The sequence below is a fragment of the Variovorax boronicumulans genome (assembly GCF_029892485.1).
GTDB classification, from domain to species: Bacteria; Pseudomonadota; Gammaproteobacteria; order Burkholderiales; family Burkholderiaceae_C; genus Variovorax; species Variovorax boronicumulans_B.
In genome coordinates this window covers 106963-126791 of sequence record NZ_JARXVG010000004.1, presented here as the reverse complement: position 1 = coordinate 126791, position 19829 = coordinate 106963, and the positions used below count along the sequence as shown (strand labels likewise).

Below are 19829 nucleotides of genomic sequence, written 5' to 3'. Positions count from 1 at the left end.
AAAAAAAAGCCGCATCGTGCGGCTTGTGGCTGAAGCGGCCCGGGTTTTCCCGTAGAGGGCCCGGCCGCTTCACTGCTTCTGTGAGCTTCGGTTTACTTCAGCAGGCCTTCGGCCTTCATTGCTTCCTGCACGGCCGGACGGGCGGCGACGCGCGCGTGCCAGGCCTGCACATTGGCGAAGGCCGAGATGTCCACGCCGGTCGGCTTGGCCCAGTTGGTCACGGTGAACAGGTAGCCGTCGGCCACGCTGAAGTGTTCGCCCATGAGGTACTGCTTGTTGGCGAGTTCGCCGTCGAGCCACTTGAAGCGCGATGCGAGCTTGTCCTTGGCGATGGTCTTGGCTTCTTCGGGCATGGCCGGGTTGAACAGCGGGCTGAAGCCCTTGTGCACTTCGGTGCCGATGAAGGTCAGCCACTCCTGCAGGCGGTAGCGCTGCAGCGTGCCGTTGGCGGGCGCGAGGTTCTTGGTGGGTGCGAGGTCGGCGATGTATTGCACGATGGCCGGGCCTTCGCGCAGGCGTGTGCCGTCGTCCAGTTCGAGCATCGGCACATAGCCCAGCGGGTTGATGCCGTAGTAGTCGGTGCCGTCCTGGAGCTTGTGGCTCTTGGTGCTGGCCATCACGGGTTCGAAGGCGAGGCCGGCTTCGTGCAGCGCGATGTGGGGCGAGAGGGAACAGGCGCCGGGCGAGTAATACAACTTCATGCGAAATGACTCCAATGGATAGCGAGGATGGATCTTTGTGCGAAACCGAGGCGGATGCTAGCGGGTTTGGCGGCATCGCGTTTTTGTCCTACGGCCGCTTGGGGCTCGTGACTATCAGGCGGATGACGGGCCCTTTTTATGCTCCCCCGCACGGTGGGCGAGGCCTGCTGCAAGGAGTTTCGGATGTTGAAGTACGCGATCATTTTTGCGGTCATTTCCCTGGTGGCGGGCTTGCTCGGCTTCGGCGGCGTGGCTGCGGGAGCGGCCGGTATTGCCAAGCTGCTGTTCGGCCTGTTCCTCGTGCTGGCTGTGCTGTTCGTGGTGCTCGCGGCCCTGGGCGTGGGCGCGGTGAAGAAGGCGCTGGACTGATGCAGCGTCTGAAGACGAAGTGGCCGCAGGCGCGGTCGCTCGACACGCTGTTGCAGAGCCCCGCGCACCGCGTGATGCGGGTGCTGCTCGTGACGCAGGCGCACTGGCAATTGCCTGAACACCGCTCGCGGCGACGACGGGCCTGAAGAAATTCCCCATGCACATCTCCCATATCGACGCGCAACTCGACTACGAAGTGACGGCGCCCGCGCACATGCTGCTCAACATCGAGGCGGCACGCTCCGGTGCGCAGGCCGTGGTGGACGAGACGCTGACCATCGAGCCGCCGACCGAGATGCAGGTGTTCTGCGACGAGGGCAGCGGCAATCGCTTCATCCGCTTCGACGCGAAGCCGGGGCCGCTGAAGATCGGCTACAAGGCGACGGTGCAGCGCTCGCATGTCCATGTGCCTGCGGATCTGCGCGAGGTGCCGGTCAGCGAAGTGCCCGACGAGGTGCTGCACTACATGATGCCGACGCGCTACTGCGAGTCGGACCTGATGTCGCGCTGCGCGCAGCAGCTCTTCGGCGAACTGCCGCCGGGCATCGGTCGTGTGCAGGCCATCGTCGACTGGATCCACGAAAGCATTGCCTACGAGCCCGGCAGCACCAACTCGACCACCACCGCACGCGAAGTGTTCGTGGAACGCGCGGGCGTGTGCCGCGACTTCGCGCACCTGGGCATCACCTTCTGCCGCGCGCTGAACATTCCGGCGCGGCTGGTGGTGGGCTACGTGTGGTTCGACGAGCCGCCGCAAGACTTCCACGCCGTGTTCGAAGCCTGGCTCGGCGGGCAGTGGGTGCTGTTCGATCCGACGCGCATGGCGCCGGTCGACCGGCTGGTGCGCGTGGGCACGGGGCGCGATGCCAAGGACGTGGCCTTCTGCACGATCTTCGGCGCGGTGCGCATGACGGACAAGAAATTGGTGGTGCGCGAGCTGCAGGACGAAAGCGTTGCGCCACCCGCTCCGCCTGCGCCCAGCGGCGCCCTGGTTGGCATCGAGAAGCCCGTGCCGGTGACGCAACTCGCGGAAACGACCGCCTGACAACAATAGTTTGCTATTAAATAGATAGCATTCCGTCCAGCATCCACGGGCACTGTTGGACTATTTGGCATCGGCCTCCAGCTTGCCCACACAACGGGCGCAAAGCGGCATCGCCGATTAAAATCGGTGCCCCCTTTGCGCAGCGCACGCGTCTCAGTAGTGCGCCCCTCTTTCAAATGCTGTACCCCGAAGAATTCGATGTGATCGTCGTCGGCGGTGGCCATGCCGGCACCGAAGCCGCGCTCGCCGCCGCGCGCATGGGCGCCAAGACGCTGCTGCTCTCCCACAACATCGAGACCCTGGGGCAGATGAGCTGCAACCCGTCGATCGGCGGCATCGGCAAGGGGCACCTGGTGAAAGAGGTGGATGCACTCGGCGGTGCGATGGCGATTGCCACCGACGAAGCCGGCATCCAGTTCCGGATTCTCAATTCGAGCAAGGGGCCGGCCGTGCGCGCGACCCGCGCCCAGGCCGACCGCGTGCTGTATAAGGCCTCGATCCGCCATCGCCTGGAAAACCAGCCGAACCTGAGCCTGTTCCAGCAAGCGGTCGACGACCTGATGGTGGAGGGCGATCGCGTGGTCGGCGCCGTCACGCAGGTGGGCATTGCTTTCCGCGCACGCACCGTGGTGCTGACTGCGGGCACTTTCCTTGATGGCCGCATCCATGTCGGTCTCGACAACTACCAGGCCGGACGTGCCGGCGACCCGCCGGCGATCAGCCTGTCGGCGCGCTTGAAAGAGCTGAAGTTGCCGCAAGGGCGGCTCAAGACCGGCACGCCGCCGCGGCTGGACGGTCGCAGCATCGACTTTTCAAAGTGCACCGAGCAGCCCGGTGACGGCATGCCCGGCGGGGCAGGGCCGATGCCGGTGTTCAGCTTCATGGGCCGCGCCGACATGCATCCGCGCCAGATGGCTTGCTGGATCACGCACACGAATGCGCGCACGCACGACATCATTCGCTCCGGCTTCGACCGCAGCCCGATGTTCACCGGGAAGATCGACGGCGTCGGTCCGCGCTATTGCCCGAGCGTCGAAGACAAGATCAACCGCTTTGCCGACAAGGAAAGCCACCAGATCTTTCTCGAGCCCGAAGGCCTGACGACCAACGAGTACTACCCGAACGGGATCTCGACCAGTCTGCCGTTCGACATTCAATACCAGCTGGTGCGCTCGATGCCGGGGCTGGAGAACGCGCACATCCTGCGGCCAGGCTACGCGATCGAGTACGACTACTTCGATCCGCGCGAACTCAGGAGCAGCTTCGAGACACGCTCGGTCAAGGGCTTGTTCTTTGCCGGACAGATCAACGGCACGACCGGCTACGAAGAGGCGGCGGCTCAAGGCTTGTTCGCCGGCATCAACGCCGCGCTGCAATGCCGCGGCGAGGATGCCTGGCTGCCGCGCCGCGACGAAGCCTACCTGGGCGTGCTGGTCGACGACCTGATCACCAAGGGTGTGACCGAGCCGTACCGCATGTTTACCAGCCGCGCCGAGTTCCGGCTGCAGCTGCGCGAGGACAACGCCGACATGCGCCTGACCGAGGCAGGGCGCAAGCTGGGCTTGGTCGACGATGCGCGCTGGGATGCTTTCAGCCGAAAGCGTGATGCTGTTTCACGTGAAACAGAGCGGCTCAAGTCGATCTGGGTGAATCCGCGCAACTTGCCGGCGGCCGAGTCGGAGCGCGTTCTGGGCAAGGCGATCGAGCATGAATACAACTTGGCCGACCTGCTGCGCCGGCCCGATGTGAACTACGAAACGCTGATGTCGCTGGATGGCGGAAAGTACAGTGCGGCCTCCGCTCTGACCGAAACCGAGATCGAGCAGATCGAGATCTCGGCCAAGTACTCCGGCTACATCGAGCGTCAGCACGACGAAGTAGAACGCGCCGCCCATTTCGAAAACCTGCGCCTGCCGGCCGACTTCGACTACGGGCAGGTCAAGGCGTTGAGTTTTGAAGTGCGCCAGAAGCTGGACAAGCACCGGCCCGAAACCTTGGGGCTGGCTTCGCGCATCTCAGGGGTGACGCCCGCAGCCATCTCGCTCTTGATGATCCATCTGCGCAAGGGCGGGCACAAAGCCTTCGCCCGAGACGCCGCGACGGAAGCTGCCACCGAGCCGCAGTCGGCCGAATGAGCGCGCCGATCGACACGCTGCGCGAAGGCGCAGCCGCACTGGGCGTTAGCTTGTCCGACCGCCAAGGCGAGCAACTGCTGGCCTACCGCACGCTGATGCTCAAGTGGAACAAGGTCTACAACCTCACCGCGGTGCGCGATCCGGCTGGCGTGATGACGCACCATCTGCTGGACAGTCTTGCCGTCATCTCGCCGTTGAAGCGTCAGTACCCAGAGCAGGGCAGGCTGTTGGACGTGGGTTCGGGTGCTGGATTGCCAGGTGTGATCATCGCGATCATGCGCCCGGACATCGACGTGAGTTGCCTGGACGCCGTTGCCAAGAAGGCGGCCTTTGTCCAGCAAGTGGCAGTCGAGTTGGAGTTGCCCAACCTCCGCGGGCTGCATGCGCGGGTCGAACTGCTGGAAGGCAGCTACGACGTCATCAGCTCGCGGGCCTTCGCTTCGCTGCCGGATTTCTTCAACGGCTCGAAGCACTTGCTGGCAGCGGACGGCGTATGGCTCGCCATGAAAGGCAAGATGCCCGCCGCCGAACTCGCTGCGCTGCCTTCCGGCGTCGCTGTGTTTCACGTGGAACAACTGACAGTCCCGGGCCTCGATGCCGAGCGCTGCATCGTCTGGGCGCGCAAAGAAGCGGTTCAGTGACGGCCTGATCCCGTAAAAGATACGGCACCGCCGGCAAAAGCCGGCGGCCGAACGGCCCTCCGCGCGCCGGCCTCGCTTAGACTCGACGCCTCTCCTTGGCTCTCTTCTTCGAGGCAAATTCCATGTTTGGCATCGCTGACTACGGCGCATTTGTCGTCGCCATCATCCTGTTCCTCCTGATTCCCGGCCCGGGCAACCTGGCGCTGATCACCTCGACCAGCAAAGGCGGAATCCGCGGTGGACTGGCAGCGACGGCAGGCCTGATCGCTGGCGACCAATGCCTGTTGTGGGCTGCGGTGGCTGGTGTGTCGGCAGTTCTGGCTGCTTACCCGACGGCTTTCAAGGCGGTGCAATGGCTGGGTGCGGCGTATCTGGCGTGGCTCGGCATCAAGATGCTGCTCGCCAAGCCCGGCTCGGCGCCCATCCTCAACATCAAGCCGAGGCATTTCTTCCGTCAGGCCTTCACGATCACCCTGCTGAACCCGAAGGCCATCGTGTTCTATATGGCGTTCTTCCCGCTGTTCGTCGATCCGGCGCGGCATCAAGGGGTGATCACCTTCGGTGCGATGGCGGTGACGATCGCTGCGCTGACCTTCATCTACGGCCTGACCTCGACGCTGCTCACGCACTTTCTCGCCGAGCGCATCCGTGCCAACCGTCGCATCTCCGACACGCTCGAAAAGCTGGCTGGCGTTTTCCTGATCGCCTTCGGCATCAAGCTCGCGATTTCGCGCTGACCGATCCCCTGAACTGACATGGCCAAGATTTTCTGTATTGCCAACCAAAAGGGCGGCGTCGGCAAGACCACCACCACCGTCAACCTTGCCGCAGGCTTGGCCAAGGTGGGGCAGCGCGTGCTGATGATCGACCTCGATCCCCAAGGCAATGCGACCATGGGTTCGGGCATCGACAAGCGCGAGCTGGAGTTGACGGTGTACGACGTGCTGCTCGAATCGGCCTCGGTGGCCGAGGCGCGCGTCAAGTCGGACAAGCTGATCGAAGGCGGCTGCAGCTACGACGTGCTGGGTGCCAACCGCGAACTGGCCGGCGCAGAAGTGGAAATGGTCGCACTCGACCGCCGCGAAAAGCGCCTGCGCACCGCATTGGCGGCCGTCGGTGCCGAATACGACTTCGTGCTGATCGATTGCCCGCCGAGCCTGAGCCTGCTCACGCTCAACGGCCTGTGCGCCGCCCATGGCGTGATCGTGCCGATGCAGTGCGAGTACTTCGCGCTCGAAGGGCTGACCGACCTGGTCAACACCATCAAGCAGGTGCACGCCAATCTCAACAAGAACCTGCAGATCATCGGCCTGCTGCGCGTGATGTTCGATCCGCGCATCACGCTGCAGCAGCAGGTGAGCGAGCAGCTCAAGTCCCACTTCGGCGACAAGGTGTTCGATACGGTGATCCCGCGCAACGTGCGGCTGGCCGAGGCGCCGAGCTACGGGCTGCCGGGCGTGGTGTTCGATCCGGCCGCCCGGGGCAGCCAGGCATTCGTTGCCTTTGCGCAGGAGCTGGTCGAGAAGCTGCCGCCTGCGAGCGCATTCGCTTCCGGCGCCGTCGCACCGCCGATTGCGCCGGTCGAGCGCATCGCGCCGGACCTGGCCGTTCCCGAGGATGTGCTCGCGCCCGCGCCCGCCTCCGACTCCACCCCCGAAAAAAGCCTCTGACGCCCGCCCCGAATCGGCACGGCGCTATCAAGTTCGTAGCAAATGACAGTTTCCCGCATCCTGCTGTTGCCGGGTTGGCAGAACAGCGGCCCCGGCCATTGGCAGACCCTCTGGGAGTCGATCCATGGCGATCGCCGCGTCGAGCAGCACGAATGGATGCGCCCGCTGCGCGGCGACTGGTCCGCACGGCTCGAGGAAGAAGTGCTGGCGGCTCCCGGTCCGGTGGCCTTTGCCGCGCACAGCCTTGGCTGCATCCTCGTCGCCGCCTGGGCCGCGCATTCGCGCAACACGCACAGGGTGCGCGGCGCATTGCTGGTGGCGCCAGGCGACCTGGAGCGCGACGATCTGCGGCAACTGATTCCCGGCTGGGCGCCGATCGTGCGGCAGCCGCTGCCGTTCCCGGCGGTGCTCATCGCCGCCAACGACGACCCGTATTGCGAGGCCTCGCGCTCGCAGCAACTGGCCAGCGACTGGGGCGCACGCTTCGTCGATGCCGGCAAGGGCGGTCACCTGAACGCCGAATCCGGCCTGGGCGACTGGCCCGAAGGCCGGCAACTCCTGAACGACATTTCGAAAGACAAGAACTGATGGCGACCAAGAAACCCAAGGGCCTCGGCCGCGGACTCGAAGCGCTGCTCGGCCCGACGGCCGCGCCTGCCGCCGATCACAACGGTGCCGGCACGGAAGAGGGCGGCGCGCCGCCGAACCCGACCACGCTGATGCTCGACCAGATGGTGGCCGGCGTGTACCAGCCGCGCACGCGCATGGACGAGGGCGCGCTCTACGAGCTGGCCGAGAGCATCAAGGTGCAGGGCATCATGCAGCCGATCCTGGTGCGCCGGCTCGATGCCGAATCGGCCGCCGCCAAGAACGCCGAGTACGAAATCATCGCGGGCGAACGGCGCTTTCGTGCCGCCAAGCTCGCGGGCCTGGACAGCGTGCCGGTGCTGGTGCGCGACGTGCCCAACGAGGCCGCGGCGGCCATGTCGCTGATCGAGAACATCCAGCGCGAAGACCTCAATCCGCTCGAAGAGGCCCAAGGCCTGCAACGCCTGGTCGCCGAGTTTGGGCTCACTCACGAAATGGCGGCGCAGGCCGTGGGCCGCTCGCGCAGCGCGGCCAGCAATCTGTTGCGCCTGCTGAACCTGGCCGAACCCGCGCAGCTGATGCTGATGGCCGGCGACATCGACATGGGCCACGCCCGTGCGTTGCTCTCACTGGACCGCGGCACGCAGATCACGGCGGCCAACCAGATCGCCGCCAAGAAGATGTCGGTGCGCGAAGCCGAGGCGCTGGTGAAGAAGCTGGCGGCCGAATTCACCCTCACGCCATCCCGCCGCGGCAACGCCGGCGAGAAGTCGCGCGACCTGCAGCGCGTGGAAGAAGAGCTGGCCGACCTGCTCACCGCCGAGGTCGAGGTGCGGATCAAGAAGCGCACGAAGCGCGGCGAAAGCGGCGAACTGGCGATCCATTTCGGCTCCATCGAAGCGCTCAACGGATTGATCGAGCGCATCCGTCGAACGGCCTAGTTTTGAAATCGGCATGGGTCATTCGTTCGATTGATTCCTGTAATCCTTTGCGCGTATCCTCGACCGCTGGTTTTTCCACCCCAGATCTGAAAACAGAGGGAGTCCTGTCATGACGTTCACCAAATTCCCGCTCGCGGCCATCGCCGTGGGTGCCCTTCTCCTCACCGGCTGCGCGACCACCGACATGCAGATGGGCAGCCAGTCGGCCAAAACCATGGCCACCGGCAGCGCCGCCGGTTCGTCCACCGCCGGCGAGAGCAGCCAGCTCGAGCGCTGCGAATCGCCGCTCGGCACGGTCTCGCTGATCGAGAACGTCAACTCGGGCTGGTACACCATCCTCACCGGCGAATATCGCCTGCCGCCTACTGCAAACCTGTTGCGTTTGCTGGTGCAGCAGTCGAACTGCTTCGTCGTGGTCGAACGCGGCGCAGCTGGCATGAACGCCATGACGCGCGAACGCGCGCTGCAGCAGTCGGGGGAAATGCGTGGCGGCAGCAATTTCGGCCGCGGCCAGATGGTCGCATCCGACTACGGCCTGTCGCCCGAGATCGTGTTCAGCAACAGCGATGCCGGCGGCATCGGCGGTGCCCTCGGCGGCCTCGTGGGTGGCGGCCGTGGCCGTGCGCTCGCAGCCGTCGGTGGCAGCCTGCAGACCAAGGAAGCCAGCGCGCTGCTGACCCTCATCGACAACCGCTCGGGCGTGCAGGTCGCGGCCTCCGAAGGCAGCGCCTCCAAGACCGACTTCGGCGCCTTTGGCGGCCTGGCCGGCCGCAGCGGCGCCGGTGGCCTGGGTGGCTACACCAACACGGCACAGGGCAAGGTGATTGCCGCCGCGTTCATGGACGCCTTCAACCAGATGGTCCGGTCGCTGCGCAACTACAAGGCGCAGACCGTGCGCGGCCAGGGCCTCGGCGGTGGCGGCCGACTCGGCGTGGACGGCGGTGCGGCGCCTTCGCAAACCTACGTGCCGCCGGAGCAGGCACCGGCACGTCGCCGCAAGTAAAAACGCTGGCCTTCGCGCCACGAAAAAGCCCGGCGCTCTCGCGAGCCGCCGGGCTTTTTTGCATGTGACGCAGACGAATCAGAGGCTGAAGATCTTCCCCGGATTCATGATGTTCTTCGGATCGAGCGCGCGCTTGATCGTACGCATCATGTCGATCGCGCCGACGCCTGCCTCGGTCACCAGGAAGTCCATCTTGTGCAGCCCCACGCCGTGCTCGCCGGTGCAGGTGCCTTCGAGCGCCAGCGCGCGCGTCACCAGCTTGTGGTTGAGTTCTTCGGCTTTCACGCGCTCTTCGGGAATGTTCGGGTCGAGCAGGTAGCCGAAGTGGAAATTGCCGTCGCCCACGTGGCCGACGAGGAAGTAGGGGATGCCGCTCGCATCCGCCTCGGCCACCGAATCGAGCAGGCAATCGGCCAGGCGCGAGATCGGCACGCAGGTGTCGGTGGAAATCACGCGGCAGCCCGGGCGCGACTGCACCGCCGCAAAGTAGCTGTTGTGCCGCGCGGTCCACAGCCGCGTGCGTTCTTCCGGCGTGCTGGCCCATTCGAAGGCATTGCCGCCGTGGCCGCTCGCGAGCTCCTGCACCGTCTCGGCCTGTTCCTTCACGCCGGCCGGCGAGCCGTGGAATTCCATCAGCAGCATCGGCTCTTCGCGCAGGTTCAGCTTGGCGTAGGCGTTCACCATGCGCACCGTGTTCACGTCGATCAGTTCCACGCGCGCGATCGGCACGCCGAGCTGGATCGTCTCGATGGTGGTGCGCACCGCGGCCTCGATGCTCGGGAACGAGCAGATCGCGGCCGACACGGCCTCAGGCAGCGGGTAGATGCGCAGCGTGACTTCGGTGACCACGCCCAGCGTGCCCTCGCTGCCCACCATCAGGCGCGTGAGGTCGTAGCCTGCGGACGACTTCTTCGCGCGCGTGCCGGTGCGGATGACTTCACCCGCAGCCGTCACCACTTCGAGCGCCAGCACGTTCTCGCGCATCGTGCCGTAGCGCACCGCGTTCGTGCCGCTCGCTCGCGTGGCCGTCATGCCGCCGATGGAGGCGTCCGCGCCCGGGTCGATGGGAAAGAACAGGCCCGTGCTCTTGATCTCTTCGTTGAGCTGCTTGCGCGTGACGCCCGGCTGCACCGTCACCGTGAGGTCGTCGGCGTTGATCGACAGCACCTTGTTCATGCGCGACACGTCGATGCTGATGCCGCCCTGCACCGCCAGCAGGTGGCCTTCGAGCGAGGAGCCGACGCCGAAGGGAATGACCGGCACGCTGTGCTCGCCTGCGAGCTTGACCGCATCGGCCACATCCTGCGTGCTCTCGGCGAACACCACGGCCGAGGGCGGCGGCGCATCGAACGAGGATTCGTCGCGCCCGTGCTGGGTGCGCACCGCCATCGCCGTGGAACAGTTGGCGCCGAAGCGCGCCTTCAGCCCGTCGATCAGGCTGGCGGGGACGTCGCGCAGATGAAGCGCCGGCATCAGGTGCGAGGTTTGGGTGGGGGCGTTCATCGGGAGTCTCCTGACGGGTGAGGGGGATCGGCCATTTTACGGAGCGAGCACCATAATGCGCTTCGGAAAAAATGATGAACCCCACGACCCTCAGTGCCCTCGCGGCCTTCCCCTCGCAACTGGAGGCCCACTACGCGGCCATTCCCGAGGCTTTCAGGCACTGGGCGCCGCCTTCGTGGGAGGGTGTGCCCAGCGAGGCCTTCACCGCCATCGAGCAGCTGTGCCATGTGCGGGACATCGAGATCGAGGGCTACCACGTGCGCTTTCGGCGCACGCTCGCCGAGAGCCGCCCGACGCTGGCCTCGATCGACAGTGAACCGCTCGCCATCGAGCGCAACTACGGCGCTGCCGACGCGAAGCAGGTGCTGGCCGATTTCCGCCTCGCACGCGTGCAGACGATGGAGATCGTCTCGTCGCTCACCGATGCGCAACTCGCGCGCACGGCCGTGTTCGAGGGCTACGGCCCGCTCACGATGCGCAGCCTCGTCCACTACCTCTGCAGCCACGACCAGCAGCATCTTGCAGGCCTGCAATGGCTGGCCGGCAAGATCGACGCATCGACCGTTGCGGCATAAACAAACAGGAGCGCCCATGGGCAACCGACTTTCCCAGATCGCCACCCGCACCGGCGACGACGGCACCACCGGCCTCGGCGACAACACCCGCGTGCCCAAGGACCATCTGCGCGTGCATGCGATGGGCGACGTGGACGAGCTCAATTCGCAGATCGGCGTGCTGCTCTGCGAGCCCATGCCCGAGGCCGTGCGCGAGCTGCTGGTCGACGTGCAGCACCAGCTCTTCAACCTGGGCGGCGAACTCTCGATGCCGGGTTTCACGCTGCTCAAGCCCGAGGCGCTGCTGCAGCTGGACAACGCGCTGGCCGACCACAACGCCGCCTTGCCGCGCCTGGCCGAATTCATCCTGCCGGCCGGCACGCGCGCCGCCTCGCTCGCGCACGTGTGCCGCACCGTGGCGCGGCGGGCCGAGCGCGCAGTGGTGGCGCTCGGTGCCACCGCGGAACTCAACGACGCATTGCGCCAGTACCTCAATCGGCTCAGTGACCTGCTCTTCGTGCTCGCGCGTGTGCTCAACCGCATGGACGGCGGCGACGACGTGTACTGGAAGAGCGAGCGCATGGCGCGTGCCGCAGCCGCCGATGCCAACGACCAAGAAGGAAGCCCGTCATGAAGATGCCCACGCACACCTTTGCGCTTGCAGCAGCGCTCCTCCTGCTGCCCACTGCCGCGGTTCACGCGCAGAGCGCCGACAACCCGCCCAAGGCACAGCGCGCCCACACGCTCAAGGCGCCGCCGCGCGACAGCAAGGTGGTGAGCGGCGTGCAGCGCGGCACCAACGCCGCAGGCCGTGGCATCGACCGCGCCGACAGCGCCACGCGGCGCGGCGTGAACAACGTGTCGGCCCGCGCCAGCCGGCCGGTGCGCAACGTTGGCGAGGCCTTCGGCCGCAAGCTCGCGCCCGGCTCCAGCGGACGTGCCGCGCCGCCGCCTGTGGGGCCGCAGGGCAGCGCGCCCTGACGGCTTGCCGCCTGGGCCTCAACGCCAGCCCGCAGCCTTGAACTGGTCCGCCAGCTGCTGCGCGACCTTCGCGTAGCCCTGTGCATTGGCGTGGATGCGGTCCGAGCGCAGCGACGCATCCGACAGCACGCCCGAATACACATTGGCCACGAGCAGCGCCTGCCCCGACTTAGCGACCTCCTCGTAGAAGGGCGCATCGCTGAGCGAGCCAACGACCGCGCGCATCGCGTCGGGCGCGGCGTCGCCAGCAGCGCCACATACGGCGTGTGTTCGCGCGCCTGGCTCACGAGCGTCGCGATGTTGTCGCGCGTGGCCGATGCCGACACGCCGCGCAGCATGTCGTTGCCGCCGATGCCGATCAGGATCGCGTCGTAGCTGCCCGCCGCCAGCAGCGACGGCAGGCGCTGCAACGCGCCGGCCGAGGTATCGCCGTTGACACCCGCGTTCTCGATCTGCCAGCCGGTGATCTCGCCCAGCTTCACGGGCCATGAAGCGTCGGGCGGCGCGCCGTAGCCGAAGGTGAGGCTGTCGCCGATCGCCAGCACGCGAGCATCGGATTTCAGCGCGGCGGCGGAAGGCTTGCGCTTGCCGCAGGCAGCCAGCGCGACCGCGGCGGGCACGCCGCACATCAGTTGGAGGAGGTGTCGTCGTTTCATGGAGCGCGCAGCTTAAACGCGGGCGGCGCGCCCGCCGGCATTGACCCCTCGCTTGCTCGGAAAGCGCATAAGCCTCCCCGTTTTTGTTCGTTCCCCGGTCAGGGGACGCGGCGAAGAATCGTTGCCCTGCACGCTCTTTCATCACCGGGGTACAACACCATGCCGCTGCTCAATCGCCATCGCTTCCTGCGCCATGTGGTCGCACTCTCCGCCGTGCTCCTGGCGACGCCCTTCGCAGCGCTTGCTGCGCCGGCCACCGGCGAGCCGGTGTGGTTCGGCGTGAGCGGCCCGCTCACCGGGCAGAACGCGCAGTACGGTGCGCAGTGGAAGGCGGGCTTCGACCTTGCGCTCGACCACATCAATGCGCAGGGCGGCATCCACGGCCGGCCGCTCGCCTACAACTTCGAGGACAGCCAGAGCGATCCACGCCAGTCGGTGGCCATCGCGCAGAAGCTGGTGAACGACAAGCGCGTGCTCATCGAGCTCGGCGATTTCTCGAGCCCCGCCTCGATGGCCGCCTCGCCGATCTACCAGCGAGCGGGGCTGGTGCAACTGGGTTTCACCAATTCGCATCCCGACTTCACCAAGGGCGGCGACTACATCTGGAGCCCGTCGATCAGCCAGGCCGATGCGCAGCCGCTGCTTGCCGACCTCGCGGTGAAGACGCTGGGCTTCAAGCGCATCGCGGTGCTCTACCTCAACACCGACTGGGGCCGCACCAGCAAGGATGTGCTCGTGAAGGCCGCGCAGGAACGCGGCGCGCAGCTCGCCATCGCCGAGGGCTACCAGCCCGATGAGAAAGACTTCCGCTCGACGCTGGTGCGCGTGCGCGACGCCAACCCCGACGGACTGGTGCTGATCTCCTACTACCCCGACGGTGCGCTCATCGCCGGCCAGGTGCGCAGCGTGGGACTGAAGCAGCCGATCGCGGCGGTGGGTTCCGTGTATTCGCCGAAGTTCATCGAGCTCGGCGGCGCGGCCGTGAATGGCATCCACACCAACACCGCCTTCTTCCCCGAGGAGCCGCGCGCCGAGGTGCAGGAGTTCGTGAAGAGCTTCCGTACCAAGTACAGCAAGGAACCCGACGCCTTCAACGCCTATGCCTACGACGCCGTGGTGTACGCAGCCGCCGCGCTGCGCCAGGCTGGCCCGAAGGCCGACCGCAAGGCCGTGCGCGATGCGTTCTACAAGATCAAGGACGTGCCCAGCGTCATCTTCGGCAAGGCCAGCTTCGACGCGCAGACGCGCCGCGTGATCGGCGTGAAGAGCGTGAACCTGGTGGTGAAGGACGGCAAGTGGGCGCAGATCGACGAGAAGGCGGCTGTGGCGTCTTCGAAATGAGTGGCCTCCCGCGTTGTTCCCTCTCCCGCTTGCGGGAGAGGGCCAGGGTGAGGGATTGGGCCTTCGACGAACAACTGGCCTTCGCAATCGCCGCCGCACCCTCACCCCAACCCTCTCCCGCAAGCGGGAGAGGGAGCAAGGCAGGCAGCACCTCATGAGCTTCACCTCGTTCTTCGACTACACGGTCAACGGCCTGATCATCGGCAACATCTATGCGTTGCTGGCGGTCGGGCTCGCGCTGATCTTCGGCGTCTCGCACCTGATCAACTTCGCGCACGGCTCGGTCTACACCGTGGGCGCGTACATCGGCTGGGCCAGCATCACCTACCTGCACACGCCGCTGCCGGTGACCATCGCGCTGGTGGTGCTGGGGTCGGGTGCGCTCGGCATGCTGATCGAACGCGTGGGGCTTCGACCGCTGCAGGGGGCCGCGCGCATCGCGCCGCTGCTGGCCACCATCGGCATCAGCTTTGTGCTCGACATCCTCGTGCAGCTGGTCTTCAGCCCCGACCCGCGCTCGCTGCCCACGCAGCTGCCCGACTGGCGCCTCAAGATCGGCACCGGCACCATCGGCGCGCTCGACCTCTTGATCGCGGGCATCGGCATCGCGAGCGCGGCGGTGCTGTTCCTCTTCCTGCGTTTCACGAAACTCGGCTGGGCCGTGCGCGCCACCGCGCAGGACCGCGATGCGGCGCAGCAGATGGGCGTCGACGTCGACCGCGTGAACCAGACGGTGTTCGCCATCGCCGCCGCGCTGGGCGGGCTCTCGGGCCTGCTGGTGGGCATGTACTACAACAACATCAGTCCGGCGATGAGTTTCCAGGCGACGCTCAAGGGCGTGGTGGCCACGGTGGTCGGCGGCGTGGGCAATGTGCCGGGCGCCATCGTCGGCAGCCTGCTGCTGGGGCTGATCGAGAGCTATGGCGTGGCGATCCTCGGCACGCCGTATCGCAACCTCTTCGCCTTCGCGTTGCTGCTGGTCATCCTGGTGTGGAAGCCGAACGGGCTCTTCGGACGCAAGCGCGCGCTGCCGCCCGAGCCGCTCACCGGCACCTTCATCGCGCCGAGCAAGCCGTGGCATGTGCCGCGACGGTTGCTGCTCGCGCTCTTTGCCGCAGCGGTCGCGTTGCCGTTCTTCGATCCATCGCCGTACCTGCTGCAGACGCTCACCAATGCGTGGCTGTACGGCGCATTGGCGCTGAGCCTCACGCTGGTGGCCGGAACCATCGGGCAGATCTCGCTCGGCCATGCGGGGTTGCTGGCCATCGGTGCGTATGCGTCGTCGCTGCTGGTGCTCGACCTTCACCTGCCGGTCGGCACGGGCATCGTGCTCGCGGGCATCCTCACTTCGCTGATCGGCACCGCATTGATCTTCCCGGCGTTCCGGTTGCGCGGGCACTACGTGTCGATCGCCACGCTGGGCATCGGCGAGATCGTGGCGCTCACCATCCTCAACTGGGAGAGCCTCACGCGCGGGCCCATCGGCGTCTCGGGCATTCCTCCGCTCTCGCTGTTCGGCCGCGATGCGTCGTCGAACGAGGCGATCTACTGGGCCTCGTTCGGCGCGATGGTGCTGCTGGCCTTGCTGCAGTGGCGCCTGTTGCGCTCGCACCTGGGCCGCACCTTCCGCGCGGTGCGCGAAGACGAGGTGGCTGCGCGCGCCTACGGCGTGAGCCCCGACCGCTACAAGGCGCTGGCCTTCGGCTTCGGCGGCTTCGCGGCCGGCGTGAGCGGTGCCTTCACCGCGCACATGTATTCGTACATCAACCACGAGACCTTCGGCTCGCAGATATCGATCCTCGCGCTCACGATGGTGATCCTGGGGGGCCTGGGGAACATCAGCGGCGCACTGCTGGGTGCAGTCGCGCTCGTGAGCCTCCCCGAGCTGTTCCGCGTGACGGCCGAGTACCGGATGCTGATCTACGGCGTCGCGTTGCTGCTTCTCATCCGATTCCGCCCGCAGGGTCTGCTGGGCACTGTCTGAAGAAAGAACCACACACCATGAGCCACCTCAACGACTACCTCGCCGAGAAACGCGCCGCCGTGCTGGCACGCAATGCCGCCGTCGAAGCGGGCACCGCACAGCCTGTGCAACTCAAGGCCAGCGTGAAGGCCGAGGGCCGCAGCGGCGTGCGGCGCCTGCGCATCCGCGAGCACCAGGTCATCAGCGACAGTCCGTCCGATTTCGCGGGCTATAACCTGGGGCCCAGTTCGCCGGAGCTGCAGCTGGGCGTGCTCGGCACCTGCGTCACGCACATCTTCCTGATCCAGGCGGCCGAGCGCCAGGTGCCGCTCGAAAGCCTCGAGGTCGAAGTGACCGGCCTCATCGATCCGCGCGGCGGCAAACCCGGCCACGAGAAGACGCCGATCTGGCCGCACGAGATCGGCTACACGGTCCACATCGATTCGCCCGCGAGCCGCGAAGAGATCGACGCGCTGTTCGAAGCGGTGGAGCGCAACTGCCCGATCCTCAACCTGCTGCGCAACCCGCAGACGATTCGCGCCGAGGTGAAGCTCATCAACTCGAAGGCAGAAGCGGCGAATGCGCCGCAGGAAGCGGGCGATGCCATCGCTGCTTGAGATCCGCGGCATCACGCGCCGCTTCGGCGGGCTGACCGCGGTGAACGCGGTCGACCTGCAGGTGGGCGAGGGCGAACTGCTCAGCGTGATCGGGCCGAACGGGGCGGGGAAAACCACGCTCTTCAACCTCGTGACGGGCCTGGACCGGCCCGATGCGGGGCAGGTGATTTTCGATGGGCAAGACATCACCGGATTGCCGGCAGAGCAGCTCGCGCAACGCGGCCTCGCGCGCACCTTCCAGCATGGCCGGGTGTTCGCGAACCTCTCGGTGCTCGACAACGTATTGGTCGGCGCACACACGCGGCTGCGCGCCGTGAAACCGCGTGTCGGCGGCGTGCCGGGCCTGGGCGCGCTGGCCGAGCTGGCGCTCGCGCTGCTACAGCCTTCCGCCGTGCGGCGCGAGGAAGAAGCGCTGCGCAAGGACGCGCTCGAGATCATCGCGCTCTTCGGCGAACGGCTCGCGCCGCGCATCGACCATCCCGCGTACAGCCTTTCGTACGCGAACCGCCGCCGCGTCGAGATCGCACGCGCGCTCGCGCTCAGGCCGCGCCTGCTGCTGCTCGACGAGCCCACGGCCGGCATGAACGAAAGCGAGACCGCGGAGATGCTGGAGATCATTCGCGGCCTCAAGTCGCGCGGCCAGACCATCCTGCTGATCGAGCACAAGCTGGACCTCGTGATGCAGCTGTCGGACCGCGTGGCCGTACTCGACGATGGCCGCAAGATCGCCGAAGGATTGCCCGACGACGTGCGCAACGACCCCGCGGTGATCGAGGCGTACCTCGGCCATCGCCATGTCGGCGAGACGCAGGCGCAGCAGGCAGAGGCGGTGCCCGCATGATCGCCACCGTCGCCCGCTCCGGTCTTGCGCCCTCTCCCCTGCGGGGAGAGGGTTGGGATGAGGGCCTGCCGGAACGCACGACCGCGCCCGCTTCCAGCGGCGCCAGGCAGCCGCTGCTCCAGCTCAAGAAGGTCAACAGCTTCTACGGCCCGGTGCAGGCCCACTTCGACCTCGACATCGAAGTGCGCAAGGGCCAGATCGTGAGCCTGCTCGGCGGCAACGCGAGCGGCAAGTCGACCACGATGAAGATCGTGCTCGGCCTGCTCAAGCCGCGCTCGGGCGAAGTGAATTTCAACGGCGAATCGATGCTCGGCCTCGGCACGCCGCAGATCATCCGCAAGGGCATCGGCTCCGTGCCCGAGGCGCGCCGGCTTTTTCCCGCGATGACCGTGCGCGAGAACCTGCTGATGGGCGCCTACGCGCGCAGCGACCGCAAGGCCGTCGCCGAAGACCTCGAACGCATGCTCGAGCTGTTCCCGCGCGTGGCCGAGCGCATCGAGTTCCAGGCCGGCACGCTCTCGGGCGGCGAGCAGCAGATGGTGGCGATGGCGCGCGCGCTCATGGGCCGGCCGCAACTCATCTGCATGGACGAGCCGACGATGGGCCTGTCGCCGCTGTACGTCGACAAGGTGCTCGAACTCATCGCGCGCATCAACGGCCAGGGCGTTTCGGTCTTCATGGTCGAGCAGAACGCGAGCCTGGCGCTGCAGATCGCGCACCACGGCTATGTGCTGCAGACCGGGCGCATCGTGCTCTCGGGGCCGGCGCGCGAACTGCTGGCCGATGCGCGCATCCGCGATGCCTACCTCGGCGGCGAGGGCGCTGCCCGCACCGCCTCCTGAATGAACGAACGCACACAGGGAGAACCCACCATGGCATTGAAACTCGACCACATCGTGATCGCGGTGCACGACCTCGAACGCACCATCGCCGACTACGGCGCGCTGGGCTTTCACGTGGTGCGCGGCGGCGACCATCCGGGCCGCGCCACGCACAACGCGCTGGTGGTGTTCGAAGACGGCAGCTACTTCGAACTGATCGCATGGCGCGAGCCGTCGCCATCGGAGCGCTGGTGGCAATTGCTGCAACGCCACGGCGAAGGCATCGTCGATTTCGCTCTGCTGCCGCGCGATACAGCCATCACCGTGGCCGATGCGAAAGCGCGCGGGCTCGTGCTCGAGGGCCCGCTCGATGGCGGCCGTGTGCGCCCCGACGGCGAGCGCCTGCGCTGGCAGACGGCGCGCGCGCCTTCGGCCGACTTGCCCTTCCTGTGCGGCGATCTCACGCCGCGCCACCTGCGCGTGCCCGAGGGCGGGGTGCGCGTGCATGCCAACGGCACGCTCGGCGTGGCAAGCCTCGCGGTCGCGGTGCGCGACCTGGACGCCACGCTCGCCCGCTACCGCGCGCTGCTGGGCACGGTGTCCGACGATGCCGCCACGCACATCGGCGAACCCGTGGCCGTGCCCGGCAGCCATGTGCGCGTGGCGGTCATTGCGCTGGGCGGCAGCGTGCTGGTGCTGTCGTCGCCTCGCGAGAGCGCCGCCGTCGAGAAGCATGGCGGCGATGCGCTTTCGCAGCGGCTGGTGGCGCGCGGCGAAGGGCCCTACGCGGTGGTTCTGCACACCGACGAGCCGAAGTCCACCGGCGTGCTCGACCTGGCGGGCACGCATGGCGCGCTGATCGAACTCGACCTGCCGCCGCTCGATCTTCAGGTGAAGCACGGCGCGCGCAACGACCCGGTCAATAGCGTGGTCGGAGGCTGACGGCAGGTCTTTCCGCCGCAGCGTCTCCCGGCGCTCAAGTCGCCGCGCCGCGGCCCAGATGCGCCTTGCGAAGTTCGGCCTGCATCTTCTTTTGCAGTGCCGGCCCGCCTTTTTCGAGCGCCGCCGCGGGCGCGCCGCTCTGCTTGGTGACCGGTGCGTACTTGCGCCCCCAGATGCCGATCTGCGTCACCACCGGCAGCAGGTCGATGCCCATCGGCGTGAGGCTGTAGATGGCCTTCTGCTTGTGCGTCGGGTCGTCGGTCTTGCTGAGCACGCCGTGCTCGACGAGCTTGCCCAGGCGCTCGGTCAGGATGTTCGAGGAGATGCCTTCCTCGGACTGCAGGAACTCTCTGAAATGCCGCTTGCCGGCAAACATCATGTCGCGAACGATCAACAGGCTCCAGCGATCGCCGAAGACTTCAAGCGCGAGGTTGATCGGGCAGAGCGATTTCTGTTGGGTGGCCATCGGGGCTTCGGTGTGTTTGCAAAACTGCTTGCATTTTCGCATCGGTTTTCG

Annotated in this window: 23 protein-coding genes and 1 pseudogene; 19 read left to right on the top strand and 5 right to left on the bottom strand. The window is 66.7% G+C overall.

The features are described from left to right. Positions 1-92: 92 nt before the first annotated feature. Positions 93-701, bottom strand: a complete 609-nt coding sequence (gene gstA, locus M2282_RS11085) for a glutathione transferase GstA (protein ID WP_280808844.1) — start codon at positions 699-701, stop codon at positions 93-95. Between the two features lie 183 nt (positions 702-884). Between gstA and M2282_RS11080 the strand changes: the two genes are divergently transcribed. From M2282_RS11080 to M2282_RS11035, 10 genes are all read left to right on the top strand, one after another. After that, positions 885-1070, top strand: coding sequence for a DUF1328 family protein (locus tag M2282_RS11080; protein WP_013538518.1), 186 nt, complete (start codon positions 885-887; stop codon positions 1068-1070). Continuing rightward, complete coding sequence (locus tag M2282_RS11075; RefSeq protein ID WP_280808843.1) at positions 1070-1216, top strand: hypothetical protein; 147 nt, start codon at positions 1070-1072, stop codon at positions 1214-1216. The genes M2282_RS11080 and M2282_RS11075 overlap by 1 nt, the downstream gene beginning before the upstream one ends. Positions 1217-1227: 11 nt before the next feature. Then, positions 1228-2115 (top strand): transglutaminase-like domain-containing protein, encoded by an 888-nt coding sequence (locus M2282_RS11070; protein ID WP_280808842.1) that lies wholly within the window; start codon positions 1228-1230, stop codon positions 2113-2115. 176 nt (positions 2116-2291) lie between these two features. Beyond that, positions 2292-4250 (top strand): tRNA uridine-5-carboxymethylaminomethyl(34) synthesis enzyme MnmG, encoded by a 1959-nt coding sequence (mnmG, locus tag M2282_RS11065; RefSeq protein ID WP_280808841.1) that lies wholly within the window; start codon positions 2292-2294, stop codon positions 4248-4250. After that, positions 4247-4891, top strand: a complete 645-nt coding sequence (gene rsmG / locus M2282_RS11060) for a 16S rRNA (guanine(527)-N(7))-methyltransferase RsmG (protein ID WP_280808840.1) — start codon at positions 4247-4249, stop codon at positions 4889-4891. Before mnmG ends, rsmG begins: the two co-directional genes overlap by 4 nt. A 122-nt stretch (positions 4892-5013) precedes the next feature. Continuing rightward, entirely contained in the window at positions 5014-5628 is a 615-nt protein-coding gene (locus M2282_RS11055; RefSeq protein WP_280809179.1) for a LysE family transporter, read from the top strand. 18 nt (positions 5629-5646) lie between these two features. Beyond that, positions 5647-6561 carry a ParA family protein gene (locus tag M2282_RS11050; RefSeq protein WP_280808839.1) on the top strand — a complete coding sequence of 305 codons (915 nt, stop codon included), beginning with the start codon at positions 5647-5649 and terminating at the stop codon, positions 6559-6561. Positions 6562-6603: 42 nt separating this feature from the next. After that, a complete protein-coding gene (locus tag M2282_RS11045; RefSeq protein ID WP_280808838.1) occupies positions 6604-7149 on the top strand; it encodes an RBBP9/YdeN family alpha/beta hydrolase in 546 nt (181 codons plus the stop codon). Continuing rightward, a complete protein-coding gene (locus M2282_RS11040; RefSeq protein WP_280808837.1) occupies positions 7149-8090 on the top strand; it encodes a ParB/RepB/Spo0J family partition protein in 942 nt (313 codons plus the stop codon). The genes M2282_RS11045 and M2282_RS11040 overlap by 1 nt, the downstream gene beginning before the upstream one ends. A 109-nt stretch (positions 8091-8199) precedes the next feature. Then, complete coding sequence (locus M2282_RS11035; protein WP_280808836.1) at positions 8200-9093, top strand: CsgG/HfaB family protein; 894 nt, start codon at positions 8200-8202, stop codon at positions 9091-9093. A gap of 78 nt (positions 9094-9171) precedes the next feature. Here M2282_RS11035 and M2282_RS11030 read toward each other — a convergent pair whose 3' ends face one another. Next, entirely contained in the window at positions 9172-10596 is a 1425-nt protein-coding gene (locus tag M2282_RS11030; protein WP_280808835.1) for an FAD-binding oxidoreductase, read from the bottom strand. Positions 10597-10670: 74 nt separating this feature from the next. Here M2282_RS11030 and M2282_RS11025 point away from each other — a divergent pair, with 74 nt between their 5' ends. The 3 genes from M2282_RS11025 to M2282_RS11015 are packed head-to-tail and all read left to right on the top strand — an operon-like array spanning position 10671 to position 12131. Beyond that, positions 10671-11171, top strand: coding sequence for a DinB family protein (locus tag M2282_RS11025; RefSeq protein WP_280808834.1), 501 nt, complete (start codon positions 10671-10673; stop codon positions 11169-11171). Positions 11172-11187: 16 nt separating this feature from the next. Next, on the top strand, positions 11188-11784 hold the full coding sequence (locus tag M2282_RS11020) for a cob(I)yrinic acid a,c-diamide adenosyltransferase (protein ID WP_280808833.1): 597 nt from the start codon (positions 11188-11190) through the stop codon (positions 11782-11784). Then, a complete protein-coding gene (locus M2282_RS11015; protein WP_280808832.1) occupies positions 11781-12131 on the top strand; it encodes a hypothetical protein in 351 nt (116 codons plus the stop codon). Before M2282_RS11020 ends, M2282_RS11015 begins: the two co-directional genes overlap by 4 nt. 18 nt (positions 12132-12149) lie before the next feature. Here the strand turns inward: M2282_RS11015 and M2282_RS11010 are convergent, their stop codons facing one another. Both M2282_RS11010 and M2282_RS11005 read right to left on the bottom strand, forming a co-directional pair. Further along, complete coding sequence (locus M2282_RS11010; protein ID WP_280808831.1) at positions 12150-12356, bottom strand: hypothetical protein; 207 nt, start codon at positions 12354-12356, stop codon at positions 12150-12152. 65 nt (positions 12357-12421) lie between these two features. Then, positions 12422-12760: pseudogene (locus M2282_RS11005) on the bottom strand (GDSL-type esterase/lipase family protein); the annotation flags it as partial. 186 nt (positions 12761-12946) lie between these two features. Here M2282_RS11005 and M2282_RS11000 point away from each other — a divergent pair. The 6 genes from M2282_RS11000 to M2282_RS10975 all read left to right on the top strand — a co-directional run bounded on the left by M2282_RS11000 (position 12947) and on the right by M2282_RS10975 (position 19312). Then, positions 12947-14128 (top strand): ABC transporter substrate-binding protein, encoded by a 1182-nt coding sequence (locus M2282_RS11000; protein WP_280808830.1) that lies wholly within the window; start codon positions 12947-12949, stop codon positions 14126-14128. Positions 14129-14282: 154 nt separating this feature from the next. Next, entirely contained in the window at positions 14283-16112 is a 1830-nt protein-coding gene (locus M2282_RS10995; protein ID WP_280808829.1) for an ABC transporter permease, read from the top strand. Positions 16113-16129: 17 nt separating this feature from the next. Then, entirely contained in the window at positions 16130-16708 is a 579-nt protein-coding gene (locus M2282_RS10990; protein ID WP_280808828.1) for an OsmC family protein, read from the top strand. Beyond that, a complete protein-coding gene (locus M2282_RS10985; protein ID WP_280808827.1) occupies positions 16692-17549 on the top strand; it encodes an ABC transporter ATP-binding protein in 858 nt (285 codons plus the stop codon). The genes M2282_RS10990 and M2282_RS10985 overlap by 17 nt, the downstream gene beginning before the upstream one ends. Next, positions 17546-18391, top strand: coding sequence for an ABC transporter ATP-binding protein (locus tag M2282_RS10980; protein ID WP_280808826.1), 846 nt, complete (start codon positions 17546-17548; stop codon positions 18389-18391). The genes M2282_RS10985 and M2282_RS10980 overlap by 4 nt, the downstream gene beginning before the upstream one ends. A gap of 30 nt (positions 18392-18421) precedes the next feature. Continuing rightward, positions 18422-19312 (top strand): VOC family protein, encoded by an 891-nt coding sequence (locus M2282_RS10975; protein ID WP_280808825.1) that lies wholly within the window; start codon positions 18422-18424, stop codon positions 19310-19312. Positions 19313-19346: 34 nt separating this feature from the next. Here M2282_RS10975 and M2282_RS10970 read toward each other — a convergent pair whose 3' ends face one another. Next, complete coding sequence (locus tag M2282_RS10970) at positions 19347-19778, bottom strand: winged helix-turn-helix transcriptional regulator (RefSeq protein ID WP_280808824.1); 432 nt, start codon at positions 19776-19778, stop codon at positions 19347-19349. Between the last annotated feature and the right edge of the window lie 51 nt (positions 19779-19829).